Source organism: Coprobacillus cateniformis (assembly GCF_009767585.1).
In the GTDB taxonomy this organism is placed as follows: domain Bacteria; phylum Bacillota_I; class Bacilli_A; order Erysipelotrichales; family Coprobacillaceae; genus Coprobacillus; species Coprobacillus cateniformis.
In genome coordinates this window covers 2006792-2021020 of the sequence record NZ_WSNW01000001.1, presented here as the reverse complement: position 1 = coordinate 2021020, position 14229 = coordinate 2006792, and the positions used below count along the sequence as shown (strand labels likewise).

The following is a 14229-nucleotide window of genomic DNA, read 5'->3' as shown; positions in this document are numbered from 1 at the left end:
AAATTTTTAAATATTAAAAACGATGACTTTAGACAGTCAACATTCTTACAACAAAAAAGAATCTTTTCACTGTCATCAATAAATGCCATCGCTCACTACCATTTCATCATGTTTAATATTTATTATATTTCAATTAGTTATGAAAATCATATACACAAATAAAACTGACTTATCTTAATTCTTCATGAACTCAACACTTTTATACTTCCAATAAACATTAAAATAATAGTTATTCAACTATATAATCATTTTCCTTAAGTAAAGTTAATGCTTTCTCAAATTGACTTGTCTTCATAAACACATAATCTGTATTATAAGTTGATACTGCAAAAATACTAATATTATGTTCAGCTAATATAGTCGCTATTTTTGCAAGAACTCCTACTAAAGAAAAATCTAATATTCCTTGTAGTCTCAAAGCTTTCCATCCATCCTCTCTTTCTATCGTGAAAGATGGCACATTCTCTGTCATACAAACAAGAGAGCATTCTTCATCAGTCTTTCCAATAAAACAATATTTATCTGTTAAATTAATACCCTGATAATCATTAACTTTACATACTGAAAATTCTTCTTTAATAACTTCAATTTTCATAAGTTCCTCCATCCTAAATATTTATTCTCTATATAATCTTTCTTTAATCATTTATAGTTAAATAAGAAATTTGATATCCTCAGTTAATTCTAAACCTAATCGTTCTAACCACTGTTTTCCTAATTGATATGTATTCATATCCAATAGTGCTGAACTTTCATGTGCATCCGTTCCAATAATAACCTTGTTTCCTACCTTTTTTGCAATGTTAAAAAATGTTTCATTTGGATATTGACGATGCGTTGCATATCCTAATAAATTAAATTCTAAAGGCATTTGATATTCTTTAGCAGCTTGGCATAATCTTGTCATTTCTTGTGTATAGAAAGGATCATCTGTATCATAAAAAGCCAGGTCAGGATGAGCCACATAACTGTACAAACCTGTTTTTATTCCAGCAATACAACTCTCAACATATTTTGTTAATTGTTGTTTATTTAAAGGCCTACCAAAATAAATACCTGTTTCATCTGTTTCATCAAAATGATTTCCTAAAATAATATAATCAATTGGATAGTCCTTAAGAATTTGTTTTAACCAATTCATATATTTTGGAAAGTATTCACACTCTAATCCTATTTTTATAGAAATTTGATCTTGATATTTTTCTCTAAGATTCAATAATGTTTGAACATATCCCACTAATTTATCTTCTTCCATACGCATTGTTGAATGATAGGAAGTCTCATAATGCCAAGGTGTATGATCACTAAACCCTAATTCTGTATAACCTGATTGTATAGCTGCTTTGACATATTCTTCTTCATTATCTATCGCATGATAGCATCGTTTTGTATGTGTGTGATAATTCTTCATAATATCCCTCCATATCTCTATTGATATTCTATACCTATTTTATAGTTTTACACAATATTTTTATATTATGAAACAAGAAAAAGGAAGAAAATATTCTTCCCTCATTTTATCTCACATAAATTGTTATAAACTGACAATGATTTAATGGCTTTAAAGTTAATGTGTTATTTTTAATTTGAATCTCTTCATTTTTTTGTTCTTTTAAATCAGTATAGTAAGCTTCTTGGATATCAAAATGGAAAGTTAATGTTTCTTGTACACTTTGATGATATTTTCCATTATAAAGACGTATAATATATCCTTCTTGATCTTCAGCCTTTTTAATGGTACTGACTACCAATTGTTGATTGGTTTCAAACATTGAATAATGTTTTGGTAACTGCCCTTTCACTTCTTCTTGGGAGAAAATAAGACGTCCATTTAGAAAAGGTGCATAACCATAAACCTCTATATTTGTATTATATTGCTTTGCGAATAAATCAACTTGAGAGTGATTGATATCACCACAATATGTCATCATTCCAAAATCAAAATCCATTTCTTTTAAAAGTTGAGCATCTGGTGTTTCAATAATTCTTTCACCTGATGCACGACCAGGACGATAAACCAAGTTTTCTTTTCCCATAAATCCATAAGTTCTAAACAATGTTAAACAAATTTGATTTCCATGTTCACCAATAATTTCATATTCCCTTACACCTTGAGGGAGAACAGCCATTCCCTTTTTACCATCTGTTAATGTGACATAACTTTGTGTTGGCTCAATCGAAATTGGTGGCTCCTGCCAAGATGATTGATCATTTGCCCAATTGGCAAGTTCAATGACACCTTTTGTTTGGACTTCTTTTTGTTGACCTAAACCTTCTAAATAAAGTTCCATTTCTTTTTGATAAATATTGGGACGACGAATTGACCCAAATTGTTGATCAGCATAGTTAAATTGAGTTGCTATATGTGCATCAAAAAGAACACATAAACGATGTGATAAGCCATGATTATCAACATGAACTGTAAAATCAATAATCGGAGAACCTTTCTTTAACCTGACTTTCATATTGACAGGCATATGAGTGCTCACTTGCTGATTTGCTCTTTCTTCTAAATGAGCTGGCACAATCATATCAAAATGAATAGTCGCTTCTTGATATAATGATGAACCAGTGATTTCATATGTTGATTTTGATTGAGTTGAATAAACTTTTAAATCATGACGTGGTGGAGAGTAATTAAAACTATCACCATCATCGCCATTTTCAACAAGGATAGCCTGATTTTCATAAGTCAATTGGTTTTTCTTATCATAGATTGTAAGAGAGCCATCATCTTCAACTTGAATATGATAATATTCATTTCCTAAACAATCTTTTTGTTCTTTTGTCATATCTGAAGAGTGAGATGTGTCAACTCTATATTGAACATAACCTAATGCTGGTATATCTTTCACTTCAATCGCAATTGTTGCTTCATAAACAACTTGAGGAACTTCAAATTCATAACTTGGATTTAATCGTATTGTTTGACTTAAAACATACTCAGTAAGATCTCTTTTTTCAATCATTGTATAATAAACATCATTTCCAAACTCATCAATAATCGCAAAATGATTTCCTGGTACATATGTCTTCACAATCACAATATCACTTCTTTGTTGTGGTAGTGTATTCATTAAAGTCAATGTCATATGATTTCCAGTTTGTTGAATATGTGTAGAAATAAGACGGCAATGTAATTCCACCAAATTCACTGCAATATCACGAGCTTGTTTATATCTCATATAAACATCTTCATTGGCTGTATCGCTAATACATGAACCAATTGAATCATGAGCAGCATTCTCAAATAAAAGTTTCCATAACTCCTCTAATGCGCCATGAGGATAATCATTTCCTAAATGGTGTGATAATGTTAATAATGGTTCTAAAACATTTGTTACATAATTTTGAACCTGTGTATTCATGACTTTTAAATCCGAACGTGAAGAAAATATTGATTTATGAATACGCATGTGTTTCGCAATCACTAATTCACCATTCACTTCTGCAAGATTTGGCTTTTCACTTTTGACATCTTTGATATAATCTTCAATACAGCTTATCACATATTCATTTTCTGTATCGACTTGATTTCTTTGCTTGATTATTTCTGGTAAGTTTGTACGAATAGGAGCTTGATCAAAACCATTTGGAAAATAAATATGACGTGTTGCTGAACGTGCTCCGGCTTTTTCAAAACATTCCTTTTGCCAAAATTCTTCACTCTGAGCATTATCTTCAGGAATATTTCCGCCAATATAATAGCCAAATGGAATTTGAGTTGCAAAAACAACACTTCCATCATCACCTCGCCAATGATAGTCTGTATGTTTGACCATATCATCACTGACACCACGCCAGAAAAGAGTATCTTCAATGCCAAATTGACGATAAATCTGTGGCATATTCCCTGATTGTCCAAAAGAGTCAGGAACATAACCAATGTTCATATATCCACCATACTCTTCACAGCATTTCATTCCATAATACATATTTCTAACAATGCTTTCTCCTGATATAACCAACTGATCACTTTGCGTATACCAAGGTCCGATTATGAGTCTTTTCTCTTTGACTAGTTTTTTAATACGTTCTTTGTCTGCTGGCATCCATTTGATATAGTCATCTAATAAAGAGCCTTGTGCATCTAGCATAAAATAACGAAATTCTTTTTTTGTTTCTAATGTATCTAAAACATCTTTGAAATCTTTCATTAAATAAACTTTAGATCGAGATGTTGTAAAATACCATTCTCTATCCCAATGTGTATGTGGGACAACGTGTACTTTTCTTTTCATATACCCTCCAAAAATGATAGGAAGATATTTTTATCTTCCTATTTTTGTTTTATATTTGAATTTCTATTTCAATATCATCTTCACTAATTTCTTCACTGATTTGAGTATCCTCATTGAAATCAACAACCATTGGTGCAACAATTGCAATAAACAGTGCTCCAACAATGATTCCAATTAAATATGCCCAGCCATTGCCAACAGAAACAAAACCATACATTCCACCAACAGGAGGAATTGTTGCAGTTGCTCCTAAAAGACAACAAAGTCCTGCTCCAATCGCACCACCAATCATATTAATAGGAACCAGACGACTCGCTTTAACAAGAGTAAAAGGAATAGCCCCTTCAGTAATACCAATGAATCCCATAACCCAGTTCCCTTTTCCTGCTTCTTGGAAAGCAGGTGAGAAACGATGCTTTTTAATAATTGTTGCAATAGCATAAGCAAGTGGTGGTATACAAATTGCACAGTTAATATAAACATTAGGTTGATAGATTCCTTCTGTCATTAAAACATTTCCGGCCATCCAAGCTGATTTATTAATTGGTCCACCCATATCAGATGCAATCATTGCCCCCAATGTAATAGATAATAACAGCTGGCTTGTTCCATTATTACATAAATCTCTTAACCAAGATACCAAACCATCATTAATTGCTGCCAATGGCTGTGCCAAAACAACTCCCATTATAATCGCAACTGCTCCTGTTGCTAAGAAAGGTGTAATAACAAGTGGCATCATTTGTTGCATAGAATCTGGTAAATGAATATGTTCTTTACACCATTTGACAACATATCCAGCAATGAACGCTGCCACAACAGCACCTAAGAATCCAGCTTTTGTATTTGATGCTAAAGCACCACCAATTAAACCTGCCCCAATGGCTGGTTTATCAGCAATCGAATAGGCAATAAATCCACCCAATACTGTATTGACTAAACCAATTCCTGTCCATCCAACTTGTTCTAACAAGTAAAGAATGTGTAAGAATCCTTCTTTTTCTGCATAAATATCTAAACTATTAATCCCCATAGCAACACCAATTAATTTTGGAATCGCAACAACTAATGATGCTCCAATAATTAATGGAAGCATATAACCAATACCAGTCATCAAATGACCTTTTGCTTCTTTAAAAAACTTTTTCATCTTTTCCTATCCTCTCTTTATTTGATTTGTGTTATAATGAGAGTGCACATTTCTCATTATGTGTCTAAGCAATTTAACTCCGTACAGTTAGATTGCTTATTTTTTGCTTTCAACAGCTTTTACACACTTTTTAATCACTGCTTCTGGAGCCTTGATACAAGTTGTAATATCAACACGAATCACTGGCTTTCCATCAAATCTTTCCATACCCGATATTTTTTGATCTGATGCTATAATTACAAAATCAGCAGCTTTGGCTTCCTCCTCTGTAATTGTGTTGACTTGCCCCATGCTTCCCTGTTGTTCCATCTTAATATCATACCCAAGACTTGCCCCAGCTTTTTCTAAAGCTTTTGCTGCCATTGGTGTATGAGCTAAGCCTGCTGGACAAGCAGAAATACCAACAATTTTCATGACTATCCCTCCATTTTCTCTTGTATATATTTTTTTAACTCTGCCCTATCACATGATGATTTGACTTTCTCTTTAAAATCATCTTCTAATAGACAAGTAGCTAACGTTGAAATCATTTGTAAATGAATATTTCCTTCATAATTTGCTGGAACCAATAATGCAAACATATAATTGACTTTTTTGTCATCTAACGTTCCCCATTCAATTCCTTGCTTTGTTCTTAAATACATAATTGCAATTTTCTTGACACGCTCTGTTCTAGCATGTGGAATTGCAAAACCGTCCTGCAACCCAGTTGGAAATTCTGCCTCACGATTCATAAAATCAATATATAAATCTTCTTCTTGATCTGTAATATGAAATTGCTTAGCTTTTTCACAGATAAAGCGAAGAACATTTTCTTTTGTACTTTCTTCAACATCTAAGAAAATATAATCTTCATTCAACATTCATTACACCTCCCTTTCGACAATTTCAGTTTACGCCTTTTCATCAAGCATAACAACCAAACCAATTTCCACATGATTTGGAAATTGACAAATACTATCTTCCAGACATTTCCATTTAAAAGTGGAAATCAGATGTTTGTTATTTCGATTGCTTTTCAAAACAATTGTGTCTACAATAAAAAATGAATTTATCATCAATATAATTAAGGAGTGAGAAGATGTTCCCTTATAAACGGCTTCATGAGATTTTTGATTATATATCTAATCATCACTATATCTCTGCTACAAAATTATCAACATTACTACACATTACCGAAAGAACAATTAGAAGTGATATATTGGCTATCAATGATATATTAAAAAGTTACGGGGCTTCTATTCTTCTCAAAAGAAAAGCTGGATATTACTTAGCGATTCATAATCAACAGCTTTATCAAACTTTCTTAAATAATCTCAATCAATCACAAAAAGAGACTTTAGAACTTGATTCTAGTGAAGACCGAATGAAATATATTTTAAATACATTACTTTACAGTCATGACTATATCCTTCTTGATGATTTAGCAGATAGTGTTTTTATTAGTAAAAATACACTCCAAAATTATCTCAAAACAATCAAAGCAATCTTACCTCAATATGCCTTAGAATATATTACCAAAACAAATCATGGTGTTAAGATTATAGGAAATGAAGATAATAAAAGAAAATGTTTAATTAACAACGTCTTATCTCATGATTTCCAAAACTATATTACAGGTTTTACAAAAGAGGAATATACTCTTTTTGATGGTATTCAACTTGACTATATAAAAGGTATTGTCATGAAATATTTAAAGAAATATGAGATTAAAACAGATGATTTTAATTTAAAAAATTTGATTATTCATTTTGCATTAATGATTTCTCGTATCCAAAATGATGACTATATCAATATTGATAATTCTATTATCATTTCTGAAGATATGAATGATTTTATTTACTATTTGTGTTTAGAATTATCTGAACATTTTCATATCACTATAAGTGAGGGAGAGAAAAAATATATTTATTTACATTTGGTTGCTAATACACATATTCATTCTCATGATATAAATAATGAATATATCCAAGAGACAATTATTCATTTATTGGATATGATTTATTGTGATTATCATTTTGATTTAAGAAAAGATGAAATTCTACTCAAAGATTTATTCAATCATTTTAAATCTATTCTCACAACCAAAGCTTATAGCATTAACAAACGAAATCCTCTGTTAAATACAATTAAAACAAACTTCCCCTTAGCCTATGAAATCACCTATACCTCTGCTTCACAAATCTTTAATCAAGAACCCTATATTCTTACTGAAGATGAAATAGGCTATGTTTCTTTGCATATTGGTGCAGCTATTGAAAGATGTTTCTCTGGAATGATACAAAGGAAAAATGCAATTTTAATTTGTGGTTCTGGCCAAGCAACAACGCGAATGTTAGAAGCAAGATTAAATGGCTTCTTTCAAGATAAAATTAAAATTGTCAATAAGGTTTCATATAATGAATTTACTTCTTATACTCCCGCTCACTTAAAATATGTTGACTTCGCAATTTCTACAATTCCATTAAAAAGTGATATTATTCCAACCATTACTGTTGATTTTTCCTTAAATAATCAAGATATAGAAGCTATTACAAAATTTATCTCTCATATTTCTTCTGATAAGATGCAAAAGACAGAGAAATTCTTTGAAAATGATTTATTTTTAAGATTGGATCATATTAACAATAAAGAATCCTTACTACAACAGATGTGTCAATTATTAATGAATAAACAATTCGTTGATAAAGATTTTTATGAGGGTGTCATGAAAAGAGAAAGTCTTGCGAATACCAATATGAATGAAACATTTGCAATTCCACACCCAATTGAAAACTGGTCAACAGAAACTAAAGTCGTTGTTGCAATTATGGATAAACCACTTCTTTGGAATAAAAAAGATTCAGTTCAAATTGTTTTCTTGCTTGCTATTAAACAAGGTGACCAATTAGATATTGAACATTTATATGATTTATTTATTGAAATTGTTAATAATACGAAATTACAACAGAGCATTATACATTCATACTCATTTGATGATTTCATGAAGAATTTATATCAGTATTTCCAATAAATATTTGCTTTTAGTTATAATTGTTGTTTACTTTTCTTGAAAAGCAGCTATAATAAAGATGAAAGGAATAATCGATTAGCGGTTATGCCCTGGATTTGGTGTTATATTAACTACCCAAACTTTTCCTAGGAGCTGGGGTAGTTATTTTTTTGCGTTCTTTTCAATAATGACAAGAAGCAATTTCACAATCATTCCTATCATTGGTACAAACAATCCCAAAAGAGATATCATGACCATTAACATCTGATATTCATTCATGTGCATCACCTCCATTCTCATATTTCTTCTACAGAAGATATCTATGTTAACAAGGTGAACGACCCTCAATCCATCGACCAAGGCATAACTACCAACCGTTTGATTATTCCATGTGTAGATTATAGCACAGAGCAAATTTTATCACTATATAAATTTGCAAAAAGAAAATATATATTTTTTTCTTATTCCGAATTACATGTATATCTTATTCAAGTTTTTGAACTCATCAATCTTTTCATAAATCATTAAGTGCCTTCTAATATTTTTAAATTTATTATCAACAAATATTTGCTTTTAGTTATAATTGTTGTTTACTTTTCTTGAAAAATAGTTATAATAAAGATGAAAGGAATAATCGATTAGCGGTTATGCCCTGGATTTCTGAGTTTTAACTACCCATACTTTTCCTACGAGTCGGGGTAGTTATTTTTTGCGTTCTTTTCAATAATGACAAGAAGCAATTTCACAATCATTCCTACCATTGGTACAAACAATCCCAGAAGGGATATCATAACCATTAAAATCTGATATTCATTCATGTGCATCACCTCCATTCTCACATTTCTTCTACAGAAGATATCTATGTTAACAAGGTGAACGACCCTCGATCCATCGACCAGGGCATAACTACCAACCGTTTGATTATTCCATGTCCTCATTATAGCATAGAGCAAACTTTATCGATATAAAAATTTGCAAAAAGAAAACAGGGATTTCTCCCTATTCATAATCACATGTATATCCACGCATATCTAATTCAAGTTTTTCAACTTGCCAGTCTTTTAACAAATCACCAAGTTCTTCCTTGATTCTAACTACACCCTTTGTATCGGTTGCATCAATAACAGCCATAATTGTTGGTCCTGCACCAGATAAATAAGCACCTAGGACTCTCTCATCATTTTCTAAAATTGTCATAATTTCATCAAATCCTTCAATTAAAGGACCACGGTAAGGTTGATGAAGACGATCTTTAAATCCCAATTTTAATCCATCATCATATCCATTGATTAACGAAGCAACCATTAATGCCAAATGGGAAACATTTGCAATCGCATCAGATCTTGATAAAACTTGAGGTAAAACTGAACGAGATTTTTCTGTTGATAAAGTAAATGGTGGAATCATGGCAACAAAACGATAATCATGTTTTACGGGAATATTGAGTGTTGTCACACCATCGCTCATCACTGATACAGTTAAACCGCCAAAGATGGCTGGTGCCACATTGTCTGGATGACCTTCAATTTTGGTTGCCAATTCAAGAATTTCCTGACGTTCATCATAGCGATCAACAAAAGCATAGGCTCCAACAATACCAGCAACAATGCATGTTGAAGAACTACCTAAACCTCTTGTATAAGGAACATCACCACTACATTCAATACGCAAACCCTTAAACAACAAACCACAAGTTTTGGCTCCCTCTACAAATGCTTGATATGTCATATTCTCAGCATTGCAGAATTGTTCAGGGCAACCTGTAATTTCTAAACCATCATCTAAAAGTTCAAAAGTAAATGTATTATATAATGTGACTGCGAGTCCTGCCACATCAAATCCAGGACCTAAGTTTGCACTTGTCGCAGGAACTTTGACTTTCACTTTCATAATTATAACTCCTTAATTTGATCACCAATAAAGTCAATGATTGTTTCTTTATCAATAACCTTTTTGTGTAGTACTTCTCTATCTTTAATACCTTGTAAAGGTGTAGGAATAGCAACTTTTGTTTTTTCATTTAATGCATCAATAGCTTCATATTCATCCAAGATTCCTCCTGTAACCGCCTGGTATACAGAACTAGGGAACTTATATGGTGAAGCTGTAGATAAGAGAATTGTTTTTGTTTGATCATTTGTTTGTTTTTGATATTCTTTATATACACCATAACCCACTGCTGTATGTGTATCTAATAAATAACCTGTCTCTTTATAACAACTTCCAATCGTATCTAATACATTAGTTTCATTTAACCAACCAGCAGCAAAGTTTTCTTGAACCTTTGCAAAGATATCATTATCCACTTTATAAACACCTGTTTCATTTAATTGTTGCATATATGAATTTACCTTAGATGCATCTTGACATAAAAAGTAAACCAATCTTTCTAGATTGCTTGAAACTAAGATATCCATAGCAGGGGCATTTGTTTTATAGAATTCTCTATTGGCATCATATTGTCCAGTTTGAAAGAAATCAGTTAGAATATTATTTTTATTAGAAGCAATAATAAATTTTTGAATTGGCAATCCCATATTTTTAGCAATATAACCTGCTAAACAATTACCAAAGTTACCACTAGGAATCGTAAAATTAATTTCATCTCCTAATTTAATTTCTTTTTGATTAACTAAAGTTAAATATGAATAGAAATAATAAACAATTTGTGGAATTAATCTTCCAATATTAATTGAGTTTGCAGATGAAAGGAAAACATTATGCTGATGACATAAGTCTTTTAATTCTTGAGAGTTAAAAGCTTTTTTAACGGCAGTTTGGGCATCATCAAAATTCCCTCTAATTCCAATAACATCGACATTATCTCCAGTTTGTGTAATCATTTGTTGTTTTTGGATAGGTGAAACACCATCAATTGGATAAAAAACTTTGATACAAGTTCCTTTCACATCCTTAAACCCTTCTAAAGCAGCCTTCCCAGTATCACCAGAAGTTGCTGCTAAAATCATCACTTCCCTATTTTCACCTTTTTGTTTTAAAGAGAAAGTCATAAAATGTGGCAATAATGACAATGCCATATCTTTAAATGCCGCTGTTGGGCCTTGGAATAATTCAGCAACATAAACATCGCCTGCTTTTTCAACAGGAACAACATCTTTTGGAAACAATCCATCACCATAAGCCTTCTGACAAAGTTTACGAATATCTTCCTTCACATCATCTGGTGTAAAAGTTGAAATAATCTCAGTTGCCATATCTACATAGTTCATATGAAGCAATGCTTTTAAATCTTTTTGATCTACGTCAAATTCAGGAACAAGCAGTCCCCCATCACTTCCAATTCCTTGTAAAATAGCTTCATAAAAATTTAATGGCTTTTGATCTCCTCTTGTACTTAAATACATTTTCTCTTTCATTTTAACTCCCCCAATCAATTATTTGTCTAATTGTATACAATTTTATTTTGTAAGTCAATATTATTAGAAAAAATCTACATTATATCTTTATTATTTATGAATTATACCAATTTGATTCCTATCAAAGAATGTATATTCCTATATAGTTTATACGTTTTAACATATCAATCTTTCATATAATGTTTATTGTTTTTAATTCTCAAAAGCAATAAAATAAACATACCTAAAAAACTCAAAACAATTAAATAATTTTCAGGAACATGATTCGTGAGTGCTATATAAATAGTCATAAGTAATGAAAGACATCCCCACCCCATAAATATAAGTCCTTCTCTTAAACAAAAGTCCTTAATATTTGCTTCATCAATACTTATTTTCTTTGCATAAGGTATTTTATGTGCGCAAAGTATATAAATACCATATATAAATGCAATATCACCTAAATATAATGCTGCAGAAACTATGATTTTCAATCGGTCCATGTTCATCATCCCTTCCATTGAAATTATAGCATGAATTCATTTCCATTCAAAAATATTCTTATCATTCATGATTATTTTGACTAACGCTCCTGAATAGACTATAATAGGTAAAAATATCTAAGGGGGAGAATTCTATGAGCAAGATGATTATACCAGAAGACTATAAACCTCATTTGAACTTAATCGAAACAGAAGTTGCTATTAAAATGATTAAGGATACTTTTGAGAGAAGACTTGCAGAACAATTACGTTTAACACGTGTATCAGCACCATTATTTTTATTAAAAAATACAGGTTTAAATGATAATTTAAATGGGATAGAGAAACCTGTATCTTTTACATCATTTGAATTAAATCATGATGATGAGATAGAAATTATTCATTCATTAGCAAAATGGAAAAGAGATGCGTTACACCGTTATGGTTTTGAAAAACATACTGGTTTATATACTGATATGAATGCAATTAGAAAAGATGAAGAATTAGATAACATTCATTCTATGTATGTAGATCAATGGGATTGGGAATATGTCATTTCTGAAGTTGATAGAACTTTAGATTATTTTAAAGCAATTGTATCAAAGATTTACAATGCTTTATTAGATGTAGAATTCTTAATGATTAGACACTATCCACAATTAGGAGAATCTATTTTGCCTGATGAAATCTTCTTTATAACTTCTCAGGAATTAGAAGATAAATATCCAGATTTAACGCCTAAGCAAAGAGAAAGAATGATTACGAAAGAACATAAAGCTGTTTGTATACTTCAAATTGGTGATATCCTTAAATCTGGTCATAAACATGATGGACGTGCACCTGATTATGATGACTGGTCATTAAATGGAGATATTCTTGTCTACAATACACAGTTAGATGATGCATTAGAAATCTCAAGTATGGGTATTCGTGTTGATGATAAAGCATTAAAAGAGCAATTAACAAAAGCTCATGCAAATGATCGTTTAGAATTACCTTACCATCAAAATATTATCAATCATGTTTTACCACTCAGTATTGGTGGTGGGATTGGTCAAAGTCGTTTATGTATGTTCTTTTTAAGAAAGGCTCATATTGGCGAAGTTCAAGCTTCTTTATGGGACGAAGATACAATGAAACAATGCGCTGATCATGATATCCATTTATTATAACGATATTCCTAAGAATATCGTTTTTTCACACAATTTACATACATTCATATTATAGTAAAACTAAACTGTAATCACCCACAGATAACTAGGTCAGTAGAAAGGAGAAGGTGTACTATAAGTGACTAATGAAATGAGTCATTTATAATATACCAGAGATGAATATGCATTTAATTGATTTTATGAATGAAGATATTAAAAAGAAGCTTATTAAAAAAACGTATAAAAAGAAAGAGACTATTCTTTTTGCTGAGCAAGAAAATGAATATGTAATTCTTATGATTGACGGTATTGCAGAAGCATTCATCTTAAATGTGAAAGGAAACATCTCAACTATTCATCTTTATAGAAGTGGTAGTTTTTTTTGGAGAAATGGAACAATTTAATGATGGGAAAAAACCCGTTGAAATTGTCGCTTTCACAGATTGTAATGTATATAAACTTCATAGAGATGATTTTTTAAACTGGTTAAGGGGAGATTTTGAAGCTACAAAATTTCTGATTCGAGAAATATCTAGTAAATTAGTTTTAAATGCTGAATTAATTGAAGAATTATCATCTTTAAGTGTGAAAGAACGACTTCTGAGGTGTATATCTTTACACTATTATAGAAGTGAATTAAATCTGCTTACCAAAAAACAGCTTGCTAGCGAAGTAAACGCTCCAATTAGAAGCATTAATCGTGCTATAAATGAATGTGTACAAGAACATCTCATTGCTTATGAAAACAAAAGATTTAGTGTAATTAATCAGCAAGAGGTATTAAAGAATCTTCCTACAACATAAGTATAATTTCAAAAAAGTATTGGATAATAATTATTCAATATTTTTTTATTTCG

At 31.0% G+C, this 14229-nt stretch carries 14 protein-coding genes; 4 read left to right on the top strand and 10 right to left on the bottom strand.

All coding sequences use genetic code 11. From position 1 onward, the window contains the following. Positions 1-229: 229 nt before the first annotated feature. The 6 genes from GQF29_RS10075 to GQF29_RS10050 form a co-directional block, all read right to left on the bottom strand. Positions 230-595: an ACT domain-containing protein gene (locus GQF29_RS10075; RefSeq protein WP_008787188.1), complete on the bottom strand. Its 366-nt coding sequence runs from the start codon at positions 593-595 to the stop codon at positions 230-232. Positions 596-652: 57 nt separating this feature from the next. Then, positions 653-1411: a histidinol-phosphatase gene (locus GQF29_RS10070; protein ID WP_008787187.1), complete on the bottom strand. Its 759-nt coding sequence runs from the start codon at positions 1409-1411 to the stop codon at positions 653-655. A 106-nt stretch (positions 1412-1517) separates the two neighbouring features. Beyond that, on the bottom strand, positions 1518-4241 hold the full coding sequence (mngB, locus tag GQF29_RS10065; RefSeq protein ID WP_008787186.1) for a mannosylglycerate hydrolase: 2724 nt from the start codon (positions 4239-4241) through the stop codon (positions 1518-1520). Between the two features lie 49 nt (positions 4242-4290). Further along, positions 4291-5391 (bottom strand): PTS fructose transporter subunit IIC, encoded by a 1101-nt coding sequence (locus tag GQF29_RS10060; protein ID WP_008787185.1) that lies wholly within the window; start codon positions 5389-5391, stop codon positions 4291-4293. Between the two features lie 96 nt (positions 5392-5487). Beyond that, a complete protein-coding gene (locus GQF29_RS10055) occupies positions 5488-5805 on the bottom strand; it encodes a PTS fructose transporter subunit IIB (protein ID WP_008787184.1) in 318 nt (105 codons plus the stop codon). Between the two features lie 2 nt (positions 5806-5807). Continuing rightward, positions 5808-6254 (bottom strand): PTS sugar transporter subunit IIA, encoded by a 447-nt coding sequence (locus GQF29_RS10050; protein WP_008787183.1) that lies wholly within the window; start codon positions 6252-6254, stop codon positions 5808-5810. A gap of 218 nt (positions 6255-6472) precedes the next feature. Between GQF29_RS10050 and GQF29_RS10045 the strand changes: the two genes are divergently transcribed. Next, positions 6473-8404, top strand: coding sequence for a BglG family transcription antiterminator (locus GQF29_RS10045; protein WP_008787181.1), 1932 nt, complete (start codon positions 6473-6475; stop codon positions 8402-8404). Between the two features lie 665 nt (positions 8405-9069). On the opposite strand, the gene GQF29_RS18850 is transcribed toward GQF29_RS10045, so the two are convergent. From GQF29_RS18850 to GQF29_RS10030, 4 genes are all read right to left on the bottom strand, one after another. Beyond that, the gene (locus GQF29_RS18850) at positions 9070-9201 is read right to left on the bottom strand and encodes a hypothetical protein (protein WP_017143952.1); all 132 of its coding nucleotides are present in this window, start codon (positions 9199-9201) and stop codon (positions 9070-9072) included. A 181-nt stretch (positions 9202-9382) separates the two neighbouring features. After that, positions 9383-10273 (bottom strand): homoserine kinase, encoded by an 891-nt coding sequence (gene thrB / locus GQF29_RS10040; RefSeq protein WP_008787180.1) that lies wholly within the window; start codon positions 10271-10273, stop codon positions 9383-9385. 2 nt (positions 10274-10275) lie between these two features. Further along, on the bottom strand, positions 10276-11760 hold the full coding sequence (gene thrC / locus GQF29_RS10035; protein WP_008787179.1) for a threonine synthase: 1485 nt from the start codon (positions 11758-11760) through the stop codon (positions 10276-10278). Positions 11761-11924: 164 nt separating this feature from the next. After that, complete coding sequence (locus tag GQF29_RS10030; protein ID WP_008787178.1) at positions 11925-12242, bottom strand: hypothetical protein; 318 nt, start codon at positions 12240-12242, stop codon at positions 11925-11927. A 134-nt stretch (positions 12243-12376) separates the two neighbouring features. On the opposite strand from GQF29_RS10030, the gene asnA reads away from it, so the two are divergent. From asnA to GQF29_RS10020, 3 genes are all read left to right on the top strand, one after another. Beyond that, on the top strand, positions 12377-13393 hold the full coding sequence (asnA, locus tag GQF29_RS10025; RefSeq protein ID WP_008787177.1) for an aspartate--ammonia ligase: 1017 nt from the start codon (positions 12377-12379) through the stop codon (positions 13391-13393). Between the two features lie 161 nt (positions 13394-13554). Then, positions 13555-13776, top strand: coding sequence for a hypothetical protein (locus tag GQF29_RS18635; protein ID WP_236916416.1), 222 nt, complete (start codon positions 13555-13557; stop codon positions 13774-13776). Beyond that, entirely contained in the window at positions 13763-14176 is a 414-nt protein-coding gene (locus tag GQF29_RS10020; RefSeq protein ID WP_236916415.1) for a Crp/Fnr family transcriptional regulator, read from the top strand. Before GQF29_RS18635 ends, GQF29_RS10020 begins: the two co-directional genes overlap by 14 nt. Positions 14177-14229 lie beyond the last annotated feature (53 nt).